Below are 19,734 nucleotides of genomic sequence, written 5' to 3'. Positions count from 1 at the left end.
AAACGTCAGATTTACTGACTCCCCGACGACGGCTTGATATTCAGCGGTACCGATTGCAGAGACATCGTCCCGGTCGGCCAGGGCATCTGCGGCGACTTGTCTTGAGCCAGAGTGTATTCGGGTATGCGGGAGTGCCATTCCTCGAGGATCAGACGGAGTTCGAGACGCGCCAGGTGCGAACCCAGACACCGGTGCGGTCCACGCCCGAACGCGAAGTGCACGACCTTGCTATCGAGATGAATCTCGTCGGCGTCCTGGTACCGCCGCGGATCACGGTCGGCGCTGCCATAACTGAGCATGACCGTGGTGTCCTTCGGCACGATCCTGCCCGCCACTTCGACCTCCTCGGTGGTGACACGCGGCGCGAACGGGACAGGTCCGTCGACGCGCAAAATATCCTCGATGAATGCCGGGATGAGCGCGAAGTCGTTGGCGACACGGTGGCGCATCTCGGTGTCGGCCGCCAGCCTGGCCAGGGAGAACCCCACCGCAGAGGTGACGGTATCCAGCCCGGCCAGCACGAACATGAAGCACAGGCCAAGGATCTCGTTGTCCGACATGCCGCCCTCGTCGGTGTCTTGTATCAGCTGGGTGAGCATGTCGCTGCCGGTCGAATCGGCGCGCCGCTCGGCGATGTGCTCGGTCAAATAGGTGAACAATTCCAGCGCGTGAGCCATCACCTCTGGGGTCGCCTCGGCGCTACTCGGATCGGTGAATTGCAGAATCGCGTCCTTCCACCGCACCAGCCGGTCGCGGTCCGCCATGGGCAACCCGAACAGCGTCAGAAACACCTGGGAGGGAAAAGGTGTAGCGAGATCGGTAACCACGTCGCACTCGCCGCGCGCGACGATGGCGTCGATCAATTCTCCTGCCTGCCTGCGCAATTCGGGCTCACGCTCGGCCATCTTCTTAGGGCTGAAGAACGGATCAAGCATTCGGCGGAACCGAGTGTGATCCGGCGGGTCGATCGCAATCGGTACCAGCGGGACGGGGCTTCCTAAGCGGTCGAAAGCTCTTGCCGACGAAAAGATCTCAGGTCGTTTGGCCGCGAACTCGACGGCCTCGGCGCTGGTCAGCACGATCTCCTCGCCAGAACTCACCGCCTCGCCCGCCTCCCGCAGTTCGCGCCAGGCGCGCGTGCGGTCCGCCGTGAAGGGCAGATCGTTGATATTCAGCGTTCCGGTTACGCCCAGCTCGGTCATTGAGACGGAAACTCCCTCTACCCGCGCCGACCGGCGCTCGGGTATCACTGTGACAGTTGACTGTCATACATTGGAAGTATCGTCGGTAGCACGACAAGTGTCAACGATGTACCGGCACCCCTAGTCGTTGTACTGTCAGGACACCCAGACGTAGGAGGAGGTTGGCGGATGGCCCGGGGCGATCGATCACCGCGGGACGCGCATGCGGACCGGATCCGCAATGCTCTGCTGAATGCTGCCCTAAATCTGTTCAGCACCAACGGGTACGACGAGACCACCACAGACCAGATCGCCGAAAGCGTGGGCGTTTCGCCGAGGACCTTCTTCCGGTACTTCCCGACCAAGGAGTCAGTGCTTTTCTTCGGCGAGTACGACTTCATCGACGCCGTGAGCGGCGTGTACCTCGCTCAACCGGAGAAGATGTCAGATTTCGAGGCGCTGGCCAATTCGTTTGCTGTGCTTGCGCCCGGCCTCAAGCGCATCCGCAAAAGGATCGCGCAGTACCACGACGCCGTCGCGTCGTCGCTCGTCCTGCTGGGCCGCGAACGCCGAAACCACGAGGCCAACGCAGAGACCGTCGCCAAGGTGATCGCCGAAAGACGCCGATTGCCCGCCCCCGACAGCGAATGCCGACTGTTGGCAGCGGTCGGCATGCTGCTCGTCGAGCGCGCCCTCAATCATTGGTTGTCGACGCCGGGCCGGTCGCTCGACGACCTGATCCGTCAGGAGTTCGCCGCCCTGCCCGCGGTCCTGAAGTAGCGCGACCTAGCGATCGTTGAAGCGGGTGCCATCGGGGCAGCGCCGTGGTGTGCCTGGTCCGCAGTACTGCGTGCGCAAGTAGCTCGGATAAGTCTGGGTCGGCCCGGCATAGAAGCCGGCGAGGTTCACCGGCAGGTCGTACACCCCGATCGCCACCACGTGTAGAAAGCCGGTGACGGCCAGCACTCTTAACAGCCCTCTGACCCGTGGGCCGGCCCACCGCAGAGTCTCCACACCAGCCTCCACCCGGATCCTGCCGTCGTGGTTGCGGAAAAACATCAGTGCACCGCTTGAACTCAGCACCAGCGACCACAGGATGGGGCCGTACAGCGGGATCTGGACAGTCTGACCCGCCCAGAGCGTGACGCCGGGAATCGACGCAGGATAGCCGAGCAGGCCGTGGCGCACCGCAAAGATCTCGAGCGGAAACTCGATGACGTATACCGCGAGCCAACCGACGCAGAAGGTGCGGACGGGTCCCAGCGTCGGCCAACGTCGGCGGGCACGACCCATGGCCCCGCGGGCGATCGAGCCCATGGCCAACGGCATCCAGATGTAGATCATTCCGATCATCAGCGCTGGTTCGGCCATCAGTCGACCGTCGGGGCTTAACCAGCCGGGGATGTTCTGCGTCCAGTTGCCGAAGTTGACCAGGCCGGCGTTGTAGAACAGCGTTGGCTGAAACCAGTTGATCAGCGGGTCATGCCACCACGCGATCGCCGATCCGATCACGATGGCCGCTTCGACGCAGAGTTGACGCTCGCGAACGCTCTTACGGACTATGCAGCCAATCGCGACCAATGCCAGTATCGGGCAGGCGATTTGGAAGGCGGTCATCGCCCACCGGGTGGCTCCGGGGATCGGGTCGGGACCCGGATTCACCGGTGTCGCATTGCCCGACGCGATCCACGAGATGTAGACGAAGGCAGCGATGACGACGAACACCGCGCCGAGGCTCGACCAGAACAGCACCGGCCGAATGGTCTTGATCCGCCCGGTCTCGATTGTCGACGGCTCTGTATGCCGAGGCGACTTCAGATCCGTCACTGCACAGCTCCCTTGACACGACCTAACCAAAGATGGCAGTTAACTGTCATAGTGTCAACGTCCGGCGGTGTCACTGTAGATTCGCGTGACAAACGACATGTAGTGAACTAGGTTACACAAGTACTTGGATCCCTCTCCATCACTTGCTCGTTGAGAGGCAACGATGCTTTTCGCCACGTCACAATTGGCACCACCAGCGACCCTCAACCCGTCCGGTGTCTGGTTCTTCAACTGGGTGATACCGATCGCCGGCAGCATCTTCATCGTTCTCGCGGTAGCCGATGTGATTCGGCGGCGGCGCCTGACCTGGGGATTCCTTTTCCTGTTCAACAGCCTTGCGGTGTACTGGATGGAGACCATCGGCGACTGGGGCCAGATGTTGTTCTACAGTCCGGCGTTTGCGCAACACCATCTGCTCGAGTGGCTGCCGCTCAAGACTCCCAACGATCCTCTGTTCATGCCGTTCGCCTACGCGGTGTACTGGGGAGTACACGCGCTTCTGGTGTTGTGGCTGAGTCAATGGGTGTCCGCGCGGTTTGGCTGGACCATGCTCAAATCCATGCTGGTGCTTGCAATTCCGGTCAACTACGTGTGGGATTTCGCCGTCGAGGGCACCGCCACGGCAATGGGTTGGTGGACCTACGATCCCGGCATTGGTCCCGCTCTCGAGTGGGGCAACGGCGGTCGCATCACTTTGCTGTGGACCATTGGCATCATGTGCGTGTGGCCCAACCTGATCGCCTATTGGGCCGGTAAGCCGCCGATTCGCGGTCTCAATCACTTCGAGCGGTTCTGCCGATTGGATCGGTTCACAGTTCCCAAGACTTCGTTGCATTCGTCGCTCGGCAGCGAAAGTTGGGGCGGGATAGCCGTTGCGACCAAGCGGGTGCCGTTGACCAAGCAGCAGGAATTCGACGACTACCTCAACTATGAGGTCGCGATTCCGCGATGGCGATTCGAGCTCATGCGACTGGGCGCCTGGTTCATCGTCTTCCAGATCACCTTCTTCGTTTTTCTGGTCATCCCGCTCGTGGTGTTGCGCACGGCGACCGGCGCCGACAGCCCCTACATTCCGTGATCCGATGGGAGCCCTTGTGCCAACTGACCGCATGAAGGACATGTCCGCTGAATTCTTTCTTCCTCCGCAGACCAATGCCGCGCTCCAGCGAGAAACCATCTGGCTTGTCGCGGTAAGCGTGGCCTTCATCGTGATCCTCGGCGTCATCGTGGCACTGACCCGAGGCATCGTCATCACGGTGTGATGCGCTAGTCGGCGGGGCGACGAGTTTCGCCGTGGCACCCGGACTCATCTAACATAAGTGTCACTTCTAACGAAGGGGTGATGGACGTGACTGCAGAGCGGCTGGTTGTCTGCGCAAGCCACAGCCCGGGCAAGGAACGCGACGTCGAACATGCCTTCGGCCGCCGGTTTCGCTCGGCACTGACGTCAGCGGCCGAGCGCGCACGACACTTCGACCCGGACGTGGTGATCGTGTTCGGCGGTGACCATCGCCGCGCATTTCGCCACGTAGTACCCGCATTCGGGGTCGCATTGTCCGCGTCGATCCTGGCCGAGGGCGGCCATCCGGCCGGCGACCTGGACGTCCCGCCGGCGCTGGCACGCCGACTGTGCGAACACCTGCTATCGGCCGGCTTCGACGTCGCCGCGTGTCGGGACATCGGACTGGATCACGCGTTCGCTCAACCCATTCGGGACCTGCTCGGGGAGCTGGCCGTCAAGCCGGTCATCCCGGTGCCGGTGAACTGCGCCACGGCTCCGCTTCCGACTGGGCATCGGGTGGCCGAATTCGGCGCGGAGGTGGGCCGATTCCTTGACGGCATCGCCGAGCGGGTGCTCGTGATCGGTACCGGAGGGTTGTCACATTCCCCGCCGAGTCTGGAAGTCGACACTTATGACCTCAGCGATGAGGATCGGGCGCGGATCATCGCCGAGGGTATGGCCGAAGCGCGGACCAAGATCCGTCCCGACTGGGACGCCGAAGTGTTGGACGCGATGTCGAATTGGGATGTCGCTGAACTGATTCGACTCGTCGACAATGCCCACGCGCGCGCGGGCGCGGGCGCCAACGAGGTCAGGACCTGGCTGGCCGCAGGCGCCGCCGGTGGTGGGCGGCCGGTAACCCCGCTGGTCTATGAGCCTGTGCCGGAATGGATCACCGGAATGGCCGTCGCCGCCTCAGCGTGATCACGTCAGTCCGCCCAAGCCCCACGTCGGCCAGTTCGGCGAATCTGACATTGTTGTCATCAGCTCGAGGAGTGGGCCCACATTGACCGACGCGCCACTGTCCGGCATCACCGTCGTGAGCCTCGAGCAGGCAGTCGCGGCCCCATATGCGACCCGGCAGCTCGCCGACCTCGGCGCGCGGGTGATCAAGGTCGAGCGCCCGCAGGGGGGTGACTTCGCCAGAGGTTACGACCGTGCCGTGCACGGCGAGTCCAGCTACTTCGTCTGGCTCAACCGCGGCAAGGAATCGTTGACCGTGGACTTCAAGCAGCCCGAGGGCAGGCGCATCGTCCACCGCCTGCTGGAAGGCGCCGACGTGCTGGTACAAAATCTGGGGCCGGGCGCTGCGGCCCGGATGGGATTAGATGCTGAGTCGGTGGCCCGCGCACACCCGCGGACCGTCACGGCGACGATCAGCGGGTACGGCCAGGACGGCCCCTGGAGCGACCGCAAGGCCTACGACCTGCTGGTGCAAGCCGAGGCCGGGCTGTTGTCGGTGACTGGCTCGCCAGCCGAGGTGGCGCGCACGGGTGTATCGATCGCCGATATCGCCGCGGGCATGTTCACCTTCTCCGGAATCCTCACGGCGCTCTACGCCCGCGCGACGACCGGTGTTGTCCGGCCGGTATCAGTGTCGTTGTTCGACGCGTTGGTCGAATGGATGTCCCAGCCGCTCTACTACGGCCGGTACGGGGGAACGGCGCCGCCACGCACGGGTGCGCGGCATCCGACGATCGCCCCGTACGGCCCGTTCACCGCAGGCGACGGCGGAACCGTGTTGCTCGCCGTGCAGAACCCCGCCGAATGGCACCGGCTCTGCGAGACCGTATTGGACAGAAGGGATCTCGTCGCCGATCCACGGTTCGCCACGAACCCGGATCGGGTCGCGCACCGCGACGAGTTGGAGGCGATCATCGCGTCCACGGTGGCACGGCTGCGCGCCGAGGAACTCGAGGAGCGCCTGCACAGCGCCGGTGTGGCACACGCGCGCATGAATAGTGTCGACCAGCTGTGGCTACACCCGGTACTCGTCGGCCGCGACCGGTGGCACGAGATTCAGACGCCCGGCGGTCCAGCCGCCGCGCTGCCGCCGCCCGCCAGCCTGGCCGGCGTCGATCCAGTTATCGGCGATGTGCCCGCGTTGGGCGAACACAACCGAAAGATCCTGCGCGAGTTGGGATATTCAGCAGAAGCCACCGACGAACTCATCGCCGCCGGCATCACCACCGCATAGCGCATGACCCCAACTACTTTGCGCGCCCGAAGAAGCCGCGGTTGATGCAGTTCATCAACACGTCGATCAGATCGTCGTCGTCAATCGGGTCGGGCAGATCGAGAGCGGCCTGCGGCACCCGGGTGACGAGCGCGCGCAGTATCAGTGCCGAGACCACCGGATCGAACGGGTACCGATCCGGTCCGCGGATCAGCATCCTGGCCGCGCCGATGTCCATCTGCACCTGACCGTTCTCCCCGATGCTCACGATCGTGGGATCGTCGGTGGCGCCCTCGGCCCACGCCTCGATGCAACCCGAATACTTGTCGTAAAACTCGACGTAGGTGCCCAGCCAGTGCCGCAACGTCGACTTCTTGGCCACCGGATCGACGTCAGCGATCCGGTCGGCGAATGCCATTCCGGCGCTATAGATTTCGGCTGCAACGGCGGCGAGCAGGTCCTGTTTGTCGCTGAAGTACTTGTAGAACGTGCCGCGCGCAACGTCGGCTGCCTCGACGATGTCGTCGACGCTGGTGCTGCGATAGCCCCGGGCACGGAATTGGGCGGCGCCGGCATCGGCTAAAGCATTCACGGTGATGACGGCGCGCTTGCTGAGACTCGCGGTGCGCTCGCTGACGGAAAGCCCTTCGACGCCCGGCGCCGGAGGCACGTCGACGGCGTCGATGTCGCCCGCCGGATCAGCGCTGGCGTGTAAAGCCAACGACCGCAACACCGATGGCGAGGTGTCGGGGAACAACGCCAGCTGAAGGAATACCGACAACGTGTCGACCGCTTCCTTGGCGCTGCGGTCGTAGGCGCGATCGGTGTGGACAAACAGATTGATGCGGTGCACCAGCGCGGTCATGATCATGGCGGCGACTTCCGGGTCCATGCCCTGAAGGCCCGAGGCAGCGAGTCGCGCGGCAACGCGGTGGTTATAACCGCGCACGAACCGGGTGATTTCGGGGCGCACCTTGGTGTCCGACGACGCGATCGCCGTCCACTGCACGAACATCGTGGAGTACTTGTCGAATACCCAGCTCCACTCGCCCAGCCACCAGTTCAGATTGTCGAAGCCCACCTCGTCAGGTCCAAGCGGGCCGATGCGCCGCGCCACCCGGAACAACGCACTGCCGCATTCGTTGAGCAGCTCGAGGAAGATCTCGTCCTTGCCCTTGAAGTACTGATAGAGAGTGGCCCGGGAGACCCCGGCCGCTTTCGCTATCGCGTCGACCGACGTGTCGAAGTACCCGACCCGGCCGAACAGCTCCAACGAGACCTCGGCGATCCGGCTCCGGGTGGTGGCACCGCGAGCGCCCACGGCGGGGCTGGAGGGGCCGTAGCTGGCCCGGCGGACGATCGAGGCTTCGGACATGGTGTTTCCAGCCTATGGCCGATCCGGGCCACCCGCGTCGCGCCGAGCGGCGTTTCGCGGGTTGAGGAACTCCGCGGTGCCGGTGATCGCGACGCCGCCCGTCTGCCGGGTGGCGGTCAACTCGACGCGCACCCGTTCGGCGTCGGGCTCCGTCGATACCGCAGTCACGACGCCAGAGCAGGTCAGCACGTCGCCCGGCCAGACCTGTTCGCGAAAGCGGACACCGAAACGGCGCACGCTGCCCGCGCCCAGCCAATCCGTGGCGAACCCGGCCAGCAACGCCGCGGAGAACATGCCCTGCGCGAACACCGAAGGGTAGCCGGCGGACTGCGCGAGCTGATCGTCGTAATGCATCGGGTTGAGGTCGCCGGACGCGCCGGCGTAGCGGACGAACATCTGCCGGGTGAGCGGGCCGAACTCACGGGCCGGTGCCTGGGTACCCACCCTCAAGGCGGTGGCCGCCGCCAGCTGTGCCCCACCCCCGTTGCCAGAGCTCATCGCGGGGCCGTCTCGATGAAGGTGGCCTTGGCCTCGGCGACGAGCGCTCCCCCAGCGTCGCGGTACTCGGTGACCACGGTGGCGAAACGCATTGTGCCTCCACGTTTGCCCGGTTTCGAGTACCGGCCGACTACCCGCTCCTGTGCGGTCAGGACGTCCCCTGCGGCGGGCAGGTCGCCGTGGAAGATGTACTCCTGTTCGCCGTGCAGCAGGCGCTTGCGATCGAAACCCACGTCGACTCGGACGCCGGCGGGCGCCCAGCGGCCTGCGGTGGTCAAAAACGTCGGCGGCATGATCGCGTCCGGACCACGGTATGAGGGGTCGTCGCACAACATGGCCTCGGCGAACTCGGCGATCTTGCCGCGCTCCACGACCAGCTCCCATGGCCGTCCGGCAGTATCGTCGGCGCCCCCGGCAGGCGATGCAGTCATAGTGACCAATACTGTCAGAAAATCAGCAGAACCGAAACTGAAATATCGCGTCATTACCAATGAGCTGCTTGTCCAAAGATGACATTGCTGCCAGAATCGGTGCCCATGATCGAGTTGGCGGCGAGCTACGCTGCAGGCAAGTGGGTGTCGGGCGCGCACACCGGAACACTGCATGTGACGTCCCCGACCACCGGCGAGCTACTCGGCACGGTCGGTGTCGCCGGCCGTGCGGAAGTGGACTCCGCGGTCGCCGCAGCCCGCGGCGCACAGCAGCCCTGGGGGCGGGCCTCCGCTGCCGATCGCGGCGCCGCGCTGGGGCGACTCGCCGACGCGCTGAGCAGCCGCAAGGGCGAACTGGCGGACCTGACGACCGCGGAGATCGGCTCGCCGCGATCCTGGAGCACGTTCGGTCAGGTCATCACCGCGGTCGGCGTGCTGCGCGCCTACGCGGCGATCACCCCGGACTACCCGTTCTCCGCCATCCGTCCATCGATGACGGGCGGCACCGTCGAGGTGCGTCAGCTTCCCGTCGGCGTGGTCGGCGCCATCGTGCCGTGGAACACGCCGCTGTTCATCGCCGCGTTGAAGCTCGGTCCCGCGTTGGCCGCGGGGTGCACGGTGGTGCTCAAGCCAGCGCCCGACGCCCCGCTCGAATTCGGCGTGCTGATGGAGGCGATCGAGGAGGCTGGTCTGCCCGACGGAGTCGTCAACGTCGTCAACGGTGGCGCCGAAACCGGCGAGCTGCTGACCGAACATCCGGGTGTCGACAAGGTCAGCTTCACCGGCTCGACTGCCGTCGGCGCCAGGATCGCGGCGTCGTGCGGCTCCCGAATCCGCCGCTGCAGCACCGAACTGGGCGGCAAGTCGCCGGCCATCGTGCTGCCCGACGCGCCGCTCGAGACAACGGTGCGCGGTTTGGTCGCCGGCGTGATGGGCAACAACGGCCAGCTGTGCGCCGCGCTGACGCGAATCTTGTTGCCGCGCAGCCGCTACGACGAATTTGCGGCAGCACTGACTGCCGCAGTCGCCGGGCTGATCGTCGGGGATCCCGCCGACCGGGCCACCAATGTTGGTCCGCTGATCAACGAGGCCGCGCGCGAGAGGGTCGAGGGGTTCCTGCGGCGCGCGCGGCAGGACGGCGCCACCGTGCTGGTCGGTGGCGAGCGGCCCGACCGCCCAGGGTGGTTCGTCTCGCCCACGCTTGTTGCTGCGACCAACGACATGGAAATCGCCCGCGAGGAGGTTTTCGGACCGGTCGCGGTCGTGATCCCCTACGACGACACCGGCCCCGACGACGCCGCTGAGGCGGTGGCCATCGCCAACGACTCCCGCTACGGGCTGGTCGGCGCGGTGTGGTCTGCCGACGCGGAACGGGCGGCGGCCGTGGCGGCCCAACTGCTGGTAGGTTCGGTGGCCGTCAACTCGACCGCCGTGCTCGACTTCGCCAGCCCGTTCGGCGGATTCAAGCAGTCCGGCATCGGACGCGAGGGGGGCCCCGAGGGCATCGCCGGGTTCGTCGAACATCACGCCATCATTCGTTGAGCCGGAAGGGATTCCAGTGCAGACCCACGCAGCGGTCCTGTTCGAACGCAACACTCCCTGGTCCATCGAGTCCATCGAGCTCGACGCGCCGAAGGCGACCGAGGTGTTGGTCGAACTGCACGCCTCGGGCATGTGCCACTCCGACGACCACCTCGTCACCGGCGACATGCCGATCCGACTGCCCTGCATCGGTGGCCACGAGGGTGCGGGTGTGGTCAAGTCCGTCGGCGAGCACGTGTCGTGGCTGTCGCCGGGCGACCACGTGGTGTTCAGCTTCATCCCGTCGTGCGGCCGGTGCCCCTCCTGCTCGACGGGCCATCAGAGCCTGTGCGACCTTGGCGCAAAGATCTACTCGGGCATGCAGATTCACGACGGCACCGCTCGCCATCATCTCGGCGACGACGACCTCGCACTGGCCTGCGGCGTCGGCTCATTCGCGCACCACACCGTGGTGCACGAGGCGAGTTGCGTGAAGATCCCGGAGCACTATCGCCTCGACCTGGCCTGTCTTCTCGGCTGCGGGTTCATTACCGGTTGGGGATCGTCGGTCTATGCCGCCGACGTCCGCCCGGGCGACACGGTCGCCATCGCCGGGGTCGGTGGCATCGGAGCCGCGGCGGTACAGGGCGCTCGGCTCGCGGGAGCCCGCACGATCACCGTCATAGATCCGTCCGAGTACAAGCGGGCCGAAGCGGTGAAGATGGGAGCCACTCACACCGCGGCGGACTGGAACGAGGCGAAAGACGTTGTCGCCGAGGCAACCTGGAACCGCGGGGTGGACAAGTTCATCTGCGCGATGGGAGTCGGTGACGGCCAACTGGTCGGCCGGGCGTTGGCCATGACGGCCAAGCGTGGCCGGCTGGTGGTCACTAACATCCACCCGATGCGGGAGCGGGAGATCCGGGCCAATCTGATGGACCTCACCCTGACGGAGAAGCAGATCGTCGGAACTCTCTACGGCTCGGGCAATCCCCGTGCCGACATCCCGAAGATCCTCGAGCTGTACAGCGCCGGGCAGGTGGACCTCGAATCCATGGTCACTCGCACCTACCCCTTGGAGAAGGTCAATGACGGTTACGCCGACATGCACGCCGGCGCCAATATCCGTGGCGTCCTGATCTATCCGCCCGCCGAGGCCTCGATCGGCTGATCGTCCAGCCACGCGCGCACCGGCTCCCAGCCGCCGCCTTCGGACGAGCGGTGCGCGGCATCGATGACCGCGAGCGACAGCAGCCCGTCCTCAAAGGTGGCCGCGTCGCTGGGGCCACCGTCGAACGCGGGCAGCCAATCCTGCAGCATCAGCGCCATCGCCCTGCTGGCGTGACCGGCCAGTCCCCCGGGCAACCGCTCGGGGTGCGCGGGCTCGCGTTCATCCACCGTCAGGGGACTCAATCCCGCATCGGTGGCAGTACCGAGACTGTATGCCGCGGAACGCAAGTCGCCGTCGCCGATGATGGTCCCATCGGAGCCGAACAATTCGAGGCGGTAGTGATCGGCGTGGGCGCCCATCACCGAGAGGCTCAGAATGACCGTCAGCCCGGACTCCATGCGCATCAGCAGTGCCGCGGTGTCGTCGGCGGTCACGGGCAGGGTCCCGCCGTCGGGCAGTTCGCGGACGGGGTCGCTGGTGCGAACCTCCGCGCACACCGACACGGGGCGGCCCAGCAGGCTGCACAGGAAGTCCAGGTCGTGCACCAGCATGCCGGCCAGATAACCGCCGCCCTGCTCGCGGTCGTACATCCAATGGGCCTGAAGCGGATGACTCGGATGCCAGTAGGACGCGCTGCGACTGACCCGCGCGAGGTACTGCGAGCCGAGGAAGCCCGAGCGCACCCGGTCCGCGACGGCCAACCAGTCCGGGTTCCACCGGTTTTCGAAACAGCAGGCGGTCGGCAGCTTGGAATCGGCCGCGGCACGGACCATGTGGCGGGCCGCTTCGAGGTCACCGGCCAGCGGCTTCTCGCACAACACGGGCTTACCTGCCGCGAGTGCGGCGATCGTCATCTCGCGGTGCAGCACGGTGGGAGTCGCGACCGAGATGACGTCGAGGTCGTCGCGAGTCACGAAGGATTGCCAGTCGGTGGAGGTCTGTTCGATCCCCAGCCTCGCCGCCACGCGTTCCAGCCGCGCGGGTGTGCGCGCACACAGCGCGACCGGCTCGAAGCCCTTGGCCGCCCGGAAACCGGGTACCTGCACGTGCGCGCCCCACCCGACGCCGATGATGCCGACCCGTAACGTCATGCGCTCTCCTTCGACGACCTTCCGGTTGCAGTGACACTAATGTTAGATAACTCGTGGCAGCGGTCAAGAAATATTGCGCCATTGCGCCACTTATCCAGTATCACGGCATTGCCTATAAGTGACATGAGTGCCAGAATCGGGTGCTGTGAGCGCGATCGACACCGACGAGCAGCAGTTCGCACCGCTGATCGATCTGCGGTGGTGGCAGGAGCGTCCGGCGGACCGGAGCGAGCTCTACCGGCGCCTTCGCGAGGCCGACGGTCCAGTCTTCGTTCGGACCAACCGACCCGACTCGCCGCGGCCCCGCGGGTTCTGGGCGGTCGGCGCCCACCGCGACGTTGTCGACATCAGCCGGCGCCCCAGCGACTTCAGTTCCGGGCAGGGCACGCAGATTTTCGACCAGACCGCCGAGATGCGCGAATACCGGGGCTCCATCATCGACATGGACGATCCCGAACACATGCGGCTGCGCAAGATCGTCTCGCGCGGCTTCACCCCCCGCATGCTCTCCGAGCTCCGTGGCCTGGCCGAAGAGACCACTGCCGAGATCCTCGAGGAGATGCCCCGTTCGGGTGACTGCGACTTCGTCTCGTCGTTCGCGACGCTGCTGCCGCTGCGCATCATCGACAACATGCTTGGCGTCCCACGCGAACACGAACAGTTCATCCTGCGCGCGACCAATATCGTGCTCGGCGCTTCGGACCCCGAGTACGTACCCGACCAGACCGTCGCCGGCATCGGGGCCGCCGTCACCGAGATCAGCGAGCAGCTCATCGAGCTGCTCAAGCAAATTGCCGAGGACCGCATCGCCCATCCCCGCGACGACGTGATCAGCAAGCTGGTCAACTCCGACGAAGAAAACCTCACCCCCCAGGAGCTGGCCAAGTTCTTCATCCTGCTGATTGGCGCGGGCAACGAGACTACCCGCAATGCGCTGACTCACGGCCTGCTCACTCTCAGCGCGCACCCCGAGCAGCGCGACCGCCTGCTGGCGAACTACGACGAGATGGCGCCCACCGCGGTCGAGGAAATCTTGCGGTATGCCAGCCCGGTGATCCACATGCGCCGCACCGTGACCCGCGACGGCGTGACGTTGACCGACGCCCATGGCGGGGTCACCCACACCTTCAACGCCGGTGACAAGGTCGTGGTTTGGTATCCCGCCGCCAACCGCGACCCGGCAGTATTCGACCAGCCGGAGCGCTTCGATATCGCGCGAAAACCCAACAACCACATCGCTTTCGGTGGCCCGGGACCGCACTATTGCCTGGGTGCGCACCTGGCCCGGTTGGAGCTGAACGTGGCGTTTCAGATGCTCTACGAGCGCTACCCCGACATCACCGCGGTTGGCGAACCGGTCATGCTGAGGTCGAACTTCGTCAACGGCATCAAGCACCTGAAAGCCACGTACACACCATGAACACGCAGGCAGCAATTTTGTCCGACATCGCGGACGGCGTCATGACGATCACTTTGAACCGGCCCGAGGCCGCCAACGCGGTACGTCCCGATGATCGCGATGCCCTGATCGCGTTACTGGCCGCCGCCGACGCCGACGAGAAGGTACGCGTGGTGGTGCTGCGGGCCAACGGTAAGCACTTCTGCTCCGGCGCCGACGTGGGATCGCTGGCCGAACGGCGCGAGAAGGGCGAGAAGCGGGTGCTGGAGCCGACGCGGCGCATCATGAACGGCGCCCAGAAGCTGGTGGCCAGCGTGCTGGACTGCAACAAGCCGGTGATCTCCGCGGTGCACGGTGCGGCGACGGGCCTGGGGGCCCACGTCGTATACGCCTCGGATCTGGTGATCGCGACCGAAACTGCCTACTTCGCAGAGTCTTTCGTCAAGCGTGGGCTGGTTGTCGACGGTGGCGGCTGCTATCTGCTGCCCCGCCGCATCGGTATGCAGAAGGCCAAGGAGATGGCGTTCTTCGGCGAAAAGCTCTCAGCCAGTGAGGCATTCACGCTAGGGCTGGTGAACCGGGTGGTCAGCGCCGCCGACTTCGACGCCACGATCGCCGATTTCGCCGGCCGGCTGGCGGGAGCGCCGACCTCCGCGATCGCATTCACCAAGCGGCTGCTCAACGACTCCCCCGACACCGACCGGTCCGGTGCATTCGTCGCGGAAGCGATGGCGCAGGAGATCCAGTCGTATTCGCACGACTCCACCGAGGGCGTGCAGGCGTTCGTGGAGAAACGACCGACCGAGTTCACCGGGTGGTGAGGGTGGCTCGCGCTGACATTCCCACCATCGACGCGGCAAGCGCTCCCTACTGGGAGGCCGCCAGGCAGGGTCAATTGCTGATCGCCGAATGCGCGGCGTGCGGCAGGGTGCACCACTACCCGCGGCCGTTCTGCCCGTTCTGCTGGAGCGAGGACGTGCGCCCGGTTCAGGCGAGTGGGACTGGGACGTTGTACACGTATTCGACTGTCTACGTGAATGATCTGGCACCATTCAAGGAGCGAGTGCCGTATGTCGCCGCGATCGTCGAACTGGCCGAAGGTCCGCGGCTGATGACGACGATCGAAGGTGCGGACCCTGACGGCCTTCGGGTCGGGATGCCGGTCACCGCGGTCTTTCGACCGGTGGACGATGCCGATCCCGACAGCCCCTATCTGACGGTCTTCACACCAAGCGAGGAGAGCCCATGACCGGACTACTCGACGGCAAAGTCGCCCTGGTGACCGGGGCGGGGCATGGCATCGGCCGCGGCCACGCGCTCGAACTGGCCAAGCACGGCGCCACCGTGATCATCAACGACCTCGGCACCAGCCTGTCGGGCGAGGGCACCGGAAAGGTCGCCGACGAAGTGGTGACGATCATCGAAAGCCGCGGCGGCACTGCGGTTTCGGACTTCAGCGACGTCGGCGACGAGGAGCAGGTCGACCTCGCCGTCGAGCGTGCCTACTCGCAGCTGGGCAGGCTGGACATCGTCGTCAACAACGCGGGAATCGTTCGCGACAAGGCGATCTGGAACATGACCGCCGACGACTTCGACCTGGTGATGCGGGTGCACGTCCGCGGTAGCTGGCTCACCAGCCGCTCGGTCGCCCGCAAGTGGCGCGCGGAATCGAAGGAATCCGGGCGAAAGGTCTACGGCCGCATCATCAACACCACCTCCGGTGCCGGACTGCACGGCCACTTCGGTCAGACCAACTACAGTGCCGCCAAGGCCGCGATCGTCGGTCTGACCCAGACCCTGAGCCTGGAGTTGGCGTCGATCGGCGCCACCGTGAATGCGATCAGCCCGGGTGGGCGCACCCGGATGTCGGCGTCCATGCCCGGCGCGCAGGCGCCGATCGAGCCCGACGAACGCGCCGAGGACGAGTTCGACCCCAAGGACCCGTCACTAGGTTCGCCGGTGGTGGCCTGGTTGGCCAGCCCCGAGGCCGGCCACGTCAGCGGTCAGGTGATCCGCGCGATGGGCGAGCATCTCCAGCTACTCAAGGGCTGGCATCCCGTCGCGTCTGTCTCGAATGGCGAAAAGCGCTGGGATGCAAATCAACTCGGCGCCATCATGGCCACTGACGTGTTCGGCACCCGCAACACCGGGCTGCGACTCGGAGGATGACCAGCACAGCGGACGTCGAAGAGGTCGAGCGGGAGTTTCGGCGGTATTTCATGACCGGGCCGGTGCTCGAGGACTGGCACGCCTGGGCACACCTATTCACCGAGGACGCGACCTACTTCGACCACTTCTACGGAACGTTCACCGGCCCAGCGGAGATCGCCAAGTTCCTCGAGGGCACGATGGGTGCCGCACCACAGGTGTACAGCCCACTCGTCTGGTACGTCGTCGACGGCATGCGGGTGGCATACAAGGTGTTCAATCGCGCCGACAATCCGCGGCCTGGTGGCCCGCCGATCGACTTCCCCTCGTATCAATTCATCGAGTACGCCGGGGGCGGTCAGTGGCGTTCCGAGGAGGACGTCTGGCTGCTGCCCGAGATGAAGGGCTTCGCCGCTCGTTACGCGGCCGCCGAGGCCGCGCACCCGCAGACGCTCGAGCAGAAGCTCCGTCGCGATGATTGGGGTTCGTGGGTGGACTGGGCGCGTCCGCAACCCGGGCACAACGCGGCCCCGTCATGGCTCGGCAAGGCCGGCTTCACGCCATTCTGCGGTGTTGCGGACATCGACTTCGGGGTGCGGTCACACTGACGTCGTGAGGTGTCGCTACGACTCGGTGGCCCAGGCTGGCGATCGCCCGGCTAGAACTGCGCCATCCCCTGGTCGACCGACAAACGGGTGGCGGTGACATAGCGCGACTCGTCGGAGGCCAGCCAACACACCGCAGCCGCAACATCTTCCGGCTCGCAGGCCCACTGCGGCAGGAATGGGGTGCCCATCCCGTTGAGCGTGGGGTTGGTCTCGATCGCGGCGAACAGCGCGGCGATCATCTCCCCGCCGCCCATCGGAGTGTTGACCGGACCGGGATGCACGCTGTTGACCCTGATGTCGTGCTTGCCCAGCTCTGCGGCGAAGGCCCGGGCCATCCCTGTGACGGCATGCTTGCTCGCGGTGTAGTGCACCATGTACGGCTGCACCTTGACACCGGCGTAGGAGCTGATCAGGATGATCGACCCGCCGCGGCCTCCGTCGATGATCCGCTGCGCGCCGGCCATCACCGTGTTCCACGTGCCAGTCACGTTGACGTCGATGATGTCGCGAAACGACTCGGGCGTGATCTCGTTCCACGGCGCCGGGACACATATTCCGGCGTTGGCCACGATGACGTCCAGTCGCCCGTAGGCCTCGACGCCCTCGTCGACGGCCGTCCGCAGCGCGTCCAGATCGCGGATGTCCGCGGCAGTAGCCATGATTCGGCCACCTTTCGCCTTCACCATGGCCACGGTCTCGGCGAGGTCGTCCGGGGTGGCGGAAGGGTAGCGCACCGAGTCGGGTAACGGGCCCGCCAGGTCGACGGCGATGATGTCGGCCCCTTCTTCGGCCATCCGCACCGCGTGTGCACGGCCCTGTCCCCTGGCGGCGCCGGTAATGAAGGCCACCTTCCCAGCGAGCCGACCCGTCATCGGTCTGACCCTGCGGTCGCCGAGTCGACGTCCAGGGCCAGCGGCCCCTCGCGCACTGCGGTGCCCAACAGTCCCAGCTCCACACCCGCCTCGGCCGCCGCCTCACGGCACGCCGCGACGTCCTTCCGCAGGAACGGCCCCGCCAGTACTTCGAACCGTTCCATCCCGCCGATGCGGTGAGCCTGGTCCGCCGCGTGGCTCCTCGCGCTGCACACCTGGAGCGTGGACAACAACACGTCCGGCTCGATGCCCAACTGAGTGCCCAGTTGCGTTGCCGCAGCCAAGAGTTGAGCGTTCGCCGCGAACAACAGATTGTTGATCAGCTTGAGCGCCAACGCGCTGCCCAGTGCGCCGGTCGCCACCACCGGGTCCGCATAAGCGGCCAAGATCGGCGTCACCGAGGCGACGGCATCACCCGGCCCGCCGATCAGCACGGTCAGCGTGCCCGCATCGATGTTCTCGACGGTGCCGCTGACCGGCGCATCGAGGATGATCGGTGCCGAAGGAGCACTATCCCGCAACGCCTCGAGGGTGGACAGCGTGCCCGTCGTATGAGAAACGAACACCGCGCCGTCCTTCGCGTTGGCGATGAAACCGTCTGGGCCGAGACCGGTTTCGCGCAACTGCGCATCGGAGAACAGGCACGAGATCAGGACGTCACTGCCGCGCGCCAGGTCGGCGACCGAACCAGCCAGCGCCGCGCCCTTCGCCGCCAGTCGGCGGCGGACCTCCTCGCGACGGGCACACACCAGTACGTCGTGGCCCGCGCCGAGCAACCGATCGATCATCGGTTCGCCGAGTTGTCCGGCACCGAGGAATCCCACGGCGCTGGTCAATGCGGCCTCCTCAGCTCCACGTCAAATTCAGCGAATCCACGCCGAACACCTGACCGCCGTGCTCGATCGGCTGTCCGGAGACCTCGTAGTCCGGGATGCGCTTGTGCCACTCCTCCAGCACCACCGCCAGCTCCTGCCGGGCGAGGTGCGAACCGAGGCACCGGTGCGGGCCGCCGCCGAAGGAAAGATGACGCGTCACGCCGCGGTCGAGGTCGACGGTACGGGCGTTCGGATAGGCTCCTTGGTCGCGCCCGGCGAACGCCAGCGAGAACGACGCCATGTCGCCCGCCTTGACCGGACAGCCGTGGAACTCCATGTCCTGGGTCGCCTTTCGCGCGGTCTGCACGATCGGATACACCCGAAGCAGTTCCTCCACCGCCCTCGGAATGAGCTCGGGTTCGGCGACGATCCGGGCACGGTCGGCCGGATGGGTGGCCAGATGCAGCATCGCGTAGGACAGCTGGTTGGAGACCGTGTCGAGCCCGGCCATGAACAACAGCAGCAGGCAGTTGAGGAGTTCCAGGTCGTTGATCGGTTCGCCGTCCAGCGTCCAGTCGATGGCCTTGCTGACGATGTCGTCGGCGCCCGGGTCACGGTTCTCGCGTCGCTGTTGAATCAGGCCCGAGAAGTAGCCCATCACGTGCGTCATGCCCTCGAGCCGGGCCGCGTTGACGTCGTCGCCTACGCCACTCTGATGCAGGATCATGTCCTCCCAGGCCAGGAACTGCTCGAGATCCTCGACGGGCATGCCCATAATCGTCAGGAAGACCGTCGACGGGAACACCCGGGAGATCCGCGCCACGAAGTCGCACCCGCCCTCGCCGACAACCTGGTCGATGAGTTCCGCGGCCAGCTTCTGCTGCGCCTCCCGCAGGCCCTTGACCCGGCCTGGTGAGAAGTACTCTGCGAGCACCTGGCGCCATTTCGCATGGTCGGGCGGGTCGATCATGATCGGGATCCACTTGTAGGGCGGCTCCGGTTCGGTCGGCACGATGACGCTGCTCGACCAGAGTTCAGGGTGCTGGAGTCCGTCCAGGATCACCGAGTTCTCGGTGAACACCCAGTAATCCATGCCGGCTTCGGTGTTGCGGAACACCGGCCCGGCTTCGTCCTGGCACTCATCGAGCAGATGGAAGTGTGTCAGAGCAGGCGAGTCAGGGGTGTTCATATCGACGCTCTTTACGGGACATGTTGCCGTTGGCTGGTTCTGGATCATGACGTCCTTCCGTACGGCCGAGAACAAGCGCGAATTACGAGCACGCGCGGCTCGCGTACTACGACAGTCCACTGTCAACCTCGCGCGAATTGCCACGACGGA

General features: G+C 65.7%; 21 protein-coding genes. 12 read left to right on the top strand and 9 right to left on the bottom strand.

Annotated features, from left to right (window positions below):
- Positions 1–11: 11 nt before the first annotated feature.
- Positions 12–1,202 carry a cytochrome P450 gene (locus tag MNAB215_RS15580; RefSeq protein ID WP_077079637.1) on the bottom strand — a complete coding sequence of 397 codons (1,191 nt, stop codon included), beginning with the start codon at positions 1,200–1,202 and terminating at the stop codon, positions 12–14.
- Between the two features lie 168 nt (positions 1,203–1,370).
- On the opposite strand from MNAB215_RS15580, the gene MNAB215_RS15575 reads away from it, so the two are divergent.
- Positions 1,371–1,961, top strand: coding sequence for a TetR family transcriptional regulator (locus MNAB215_RS15575; RefSeq protein WP_077079636.1), 591 nt, complete (start codon positions 1,371–1,373; stop codon positions 1,959–1,961).
- Positions 1,962–1,967: 6 nt separating this feature from the next.
- Here the strand turns inward: MNAB215_RS15575 and MNAB215_RS15570 are convergent, their stop codons facing one another.
- Positions 1,968–3,008, bottom strand: a complete 1,041-nt coding sequence (locus MNAB215_RS15570; RefSeq protein ID WP_157900612.1) for a spirocyclase AveC family protein — start codon at positions 3,006–3,008, stop codon at positions 1,968–1,970.
- 163 nt (positions 3,009–3,171) lie between these two features.
- Between MNAB215_RS15570 and MNAB215_RS15565 the strand changes: the two genes are divergently transcribed.
- The 4 genes from MNAB215_RS15565 to MNAB215_RS15555 all read left to right on the top strand — a co-directional run bounded on the left by MNAB215_RS15565 (position 3,172) and on the right by MNAB215_RS15555 (position 6,487).
- Complete coding sequence (locus MNAB215_RS15565) at positions 3,172–4,086, top strand: spirocyclase AveC family protein (protein WP_165691576.1); 915 nt, start codon at positions 3,172–3,174, stop codon at positions 4,084–4,086.
- A 31-nt stretch (positions 4,087–4,117) separates the two neighbouring features.
- Complete coding sequence (locus MNAB215_RS29765; RefSeq protein ID WP_165691575.1) at positions 4,118–4,270, top strand: DUF7156 family protein; 153 nt, start codon at positions 4,118–4,120, stop codon at positions 4,268–4,270.
- Between the two features lie 80 nt (positions 4,271–4,350).
- Positions 4,351–5,214 carry a 3-carboxyethylcatechol 2,3-dioxygenase gene (locus MNAB215_RS15560; RefSeq protein WP_083743416.1) on the top strand — a complete coding sequence of 288 codons (864 nt, stop codon included), beginning with the start codon at positions 4,351–4,353 and terminating at the stop codon, positions 5,212–5,214.
- Between the two features lie 82 nt (positions 5,215–5,296).
- Positions 5,297–6,487 carry a CaiB/BaiF CoA transferase family protein gene (locus MNAB215_RS15555; RefSeq protein ID WP_108637636.1) on the top strand — a complete coding sequence of 397 codons (1,191 nt, stop codon included), beginning with the start codon at positions 5,297–5,299 and terminating at the stop codon, positions 6,485–6,487.
- Positions 6,488–6,500: 13 nt separating this feature from the next.
- Here the strand turns inward: MNAB215_RS15555 and MNAB215_RS15550 are convergent, their stop codons facing one another.
- From MNAB215_RS15550 to MNAB215_RS15540, 3 genes are read right to left on the bottom strand one after another with little or no spacing between them, the layout of a single operon-like run.
- Complete coding sequence (locus MNAB215_RS15550; RefSeq protein ID WP_077079635.1) at positions 6,501–7,841, bottom strand: TetR/AcrR family transcriptional regulator; 1,341 nt, start codon at positions 7,839–7,841, stop codon at positions 6,501–6,503.
- Positions 7,842–7,853: 12 nt separating this feature from the next.
- Positions 7,854–8,339 (bottom strand): MaoC/PaaZ C-terminal domain-containing protein, encoded by a 486-nt coding sequence (locus MNAB215_RS15545; protein ID WP_077079634.1) that lies wholly within the window; start codon positions 8,337–8,339, stop codon positions 7,854–7,856.
- Positions 8,336–8,770 carry an FAS1-like dehydratase domain-containing protein gene (locus MNAB215_RS15540; RefSeq protein ID WP_108637635.1) on the bottom strand — a complete coding sequence of 145 codons (435 nt, stop codon included), beginning with the start codon at positions 8,768–8,770 and terminating at the stop codon, positions 8,336–8,338. Before MNAB215_RS15540 ends, MNAB215_RS15545 begins: the two co-directional genes overlap by 4 nt.
- A 78-nt stretch (positions 8,771–8,848) precedes the next feature.
- On the opposite strand from MNAB215_RS15540, the gene MNAB215_RS15535 reads away from it, so the two are divergent.
- Positions 8,849–10,312 carry an aldehyde dehydrogenase gene (locus MNAB215_RS15535; RefSeq protein WP_083743415.1) on the top strand — a complete coding sequence of 488 codons (1,464 nt, stop codon included), beginning with the start codon at positions 8,849–8,851 and terminating at the stop codon, positions 10,310–10,312.
- Between the two features lie 16 nt (positions 10,313–10,328).
- On the top strand, positions 10,329–11,462 hold the full coding sequence (locus tag MNAB215_RS15530; RefSeq protein ID WP_077079633.1) for an NDMA-dependent alcohol dehydrogenase: 1,134 nt from the start codon (positions 10,329–10,331) through the stop codon (positions 11,460–11,462).
- Here the strand turns inward: MNAB215_RS15530 and MNAB215_RS15525 are convergent.
- Complete coding sequence (locus tag MNAB215_RS15525) at positions 11,432–12,553, bottom strand: Gfo/Idh/MocA family protein (protein ID WP_077079632.1); 1,122 nt, start codon at positions 12,551–12,553, stop codon at positions 11,432–11,434. The genes MNAB215_RS15530 and MNAB215_RS15525 overlap by 31 nt on opposite strands.
- Before the next feature lie 145 nt (positions 12,554–12,698).
- On the opposite strand from MNAB215_RS15525, the gene MNAB215_RS15520 reads away from it, so the two are divergent.
- The 5 genes from MNAB215_RS15520 to MNAB215_RS15500 are packed head-to-tail and all read left to right on the top strand — an operon-like array spanning position 12,699 to position 16,708.
- Positions 12,699–13,973, top strand: coding sequence for a cytochrome P450 (locus MNAB215_RS15520; protein WP_077079631.1), 1,275 nt, complete (start codon positions 12,699–12,701; stop codon positions 13,971–13,973).
- On the top strand, positions 13,970–14,773 hold the full coding sequence (locus MNAB215_RS15515) for an enoyl-CoA hydratase/isomerase family protein (RefSeq protein WP_077079630.1): 804 nt from the start codon (positions 13,970–13,972) through the stop codon (positions 14,771–14,773). Before MNAB215_RS15520 ends, MNAB215_RS15515 begins: the two co-directional genes overlap by 4 nt.
- Entirely contained in the window at positions 14,767–15,201 is a 435-nt protein-coding gene (locus MNAB215_RS15510; protein ID WP_077079629.1) for a Zn-ribbon domain-containing OB-fold protein, read from the top strand. Before MNAB215_RS15515 ends, MNAB215_RS15510 begins: the two co-directional genes overlap by 7 nt.
- Positions 15,198–16,121, top strand: coding sequence for an SDR family NAD(P)-dependent oxidoreductase (locus MNAB215_RS15505; protein ID WP_077079628.1), 924 nt, complete (start codon positions 15,198–15,200; stop codon positions 16,119–16,121). Before MNAB215_RS15510 ends, MNAB215_RS15505 begins: the two co-directional genes overlap by 4 nt.
- Positions 16,118–16,708, top strand: coding sequence for a nuclear transport factor 2 family protein (locus MNAB215_RS15500; RefSeq protein WP_077079627.1), 591 nt, complete (start codon positions 16,118–16,120; stop codon positions 16,706–16,708). Before MNAB215_RS15505 ends, MNAB215_RS15500 begins: the two co-directional genes overlap by 4 nt.
- A 50-nt stretch (positions 16,709–16,758) precedes the next feature.
- On the opposite strand, the gene MNAB215_RS15495 is transcribed toward MNAB215_RS15500, so the two are convergent.
- The 3 genes from MNAB215_RS15495 to MNAB215_RS15485 are packed head-to-tail and all read right to left on the bottom strand — an operon-like array spanning position 16,759 to position 19,584.
- On the bottom strand, positions 16,759–17,580 hold the full coding sequence (locus MNAB215_RS15495) for a mycofactocin-coupled SDR family oxidoreductase (RefSeq protein ID WP_077079626.1): 822 nt from the start codon (positions 17,578–17,580) through the stop codon (positions 16,759–16,761).
- Complete coding sequence (locus MNAB215_RS15490) at positions 17,577–18,416, bottom strand: NAD(P)-dependent oxidoreductase (RefSeq protein ID WP_077079625.1); 840 nt, start codon at positions 18,414–18,416, stop codon at positions 17,577–17,579. The genes MNAB215_RS15495 and MNAB215_RS15490 overlap by 4 nt, the downstream gene beginning before the upstream one ends.
- Before the next feature lie 10 nt (positions 18,417–18,426).
- Positions 18,427–19,584, bottom strand: coding sequence for a cytochrome P450 (locus MNAB215_RS15485; protein WP_077079624.1), 1,158 nt, complete (start codon positions 19,582–19,584; stop codon positions 18,427–18,429).
- Between the last annotated feature and the right edge of the window lie 150 nt (positions 19,585–19,734).

The organism is Mycobacterium numidiamassiliense, from assembly GCF_900157365.1.
In the GTDB taxonomy this organism is placed as follows: Bacteria; Actinomycetota; Actinomycetes; order Mycobacteriales; family Mycobacteriaceae; genus Mycobacterium; species Mycobacterium numidiamassiliense.
The sequence above is the reverse complement of the archived record's forward strand: the minus strand, read 5'-3'. Positions and strand labels throughout refer to the sequence as shown.

Bases quoted from the DNA above. Each gene is read 5' to 3' on its own strand.
- MNAB215_RS15580 (WP_077079637.1), bottom strand. From the start codon at position 1,202: ATGACCGAGCTGGGCGTAACCGGAACGCTGAATATCAACGATCTGCCC.
- MNAB215_RS15540 (WP_108637635.1), bottom strand. From the start codon at position 8,770: ATGACTGCATCGCCTGCCGGGGGCGCCGACGATACTGCCGGACGGCCA.
- MNAB215_RS15560 (WP_083743416.1), top strand. From the start codon at position 4,351: ATGGACGTGACTGCAGAGCGGCTGGTTGTCTGCGCAAGCCACAGCCCG.
- MNAB215_RS15505 (WP_077079628.1), top strand. From the start codon at position 15,198: ATGACCGGACTACTCGACGGCAAAGTCGCCCTGGTGACCGGGGCGGGG.
- MNAB215_RS15565 (WP_165691576.1), top strand. From the start codon at position 3,172: ATGCTTTTCGCCACGTCACAATTGGCACCACCAGCGACCCTCAACCCG.
- MNAB215_RS15535 (WP_083743415.1), top strand. From the start codon at position 8,849: ATGACATTGCTGCCAGAATCGGTGCCCATGATCGAGTTGGCGGCGAGC.
- MNAB215_RS15485 (WP_077079624.1), bottom strand. From the start codon at position 19,584: ATGAACACCCCTGACTCGCCTGCTCTGACACACTTCCATCTGCTCGAT.
- MNAB215_RS15525 (WP_077079632.1), bottom strand. From the start codon at position 12,553: ATGACGTTACGGGTCGGCATCATCGGCGTCGGGTGGGGCGCGCACGTG.
- MNAB215_RS15495 (WP_077079626.1), bottom strand. From the start codon at position 17,580: ATGACGGGTCGGCTCGCTGGGAAGGTGGCCTTCATTACCGGCGCCGCC.
- MNAB215_RS15550 (WP_077079635.1), bottom strand. From the start codon at position 7,841: ATGTCCGAAGCCTCGATCGTCCGCCGGGCCAGCTACGGCCCCTCCAGC.
- MNAB215_RS29765 (WP_165691575.1), top strand. From the start codon at position 4,118: ATGAAGGACATGTCCGCTGAATTCTTTCTTCCTCCGCAGACCAATGCC.
- MNAB215_RS15545 (WP_077079634.1), bottom strand. From the start codon at position 8,339: ATGAGCTCTGGCAACGGGGGTGGGGCACAGCTGGCGGCGGCCACCGCC.
- MNAB215_RS15575 (WP_077079636.1), top strand. From the start codon at position 1,371: ATGGCCCGGGGCGATCGATCACCGCGGGACGCGCATGCGGACCGGATC.
- MNAB215_RS15515 (WP_077079630.1), top strand. From the start codon at position 13,970: ATGAACACGCAGGCAGCAATTTTGTCCGACATCGCGGACGGCGTCATG.
- MNAB215_RS15500 (WP_077079627.1), top strand. From the start codon at position 16,118: ATGACCAGCACAGCGGACGTCGAAGAGGTCGAGCGGGAGTTTCGGCGG.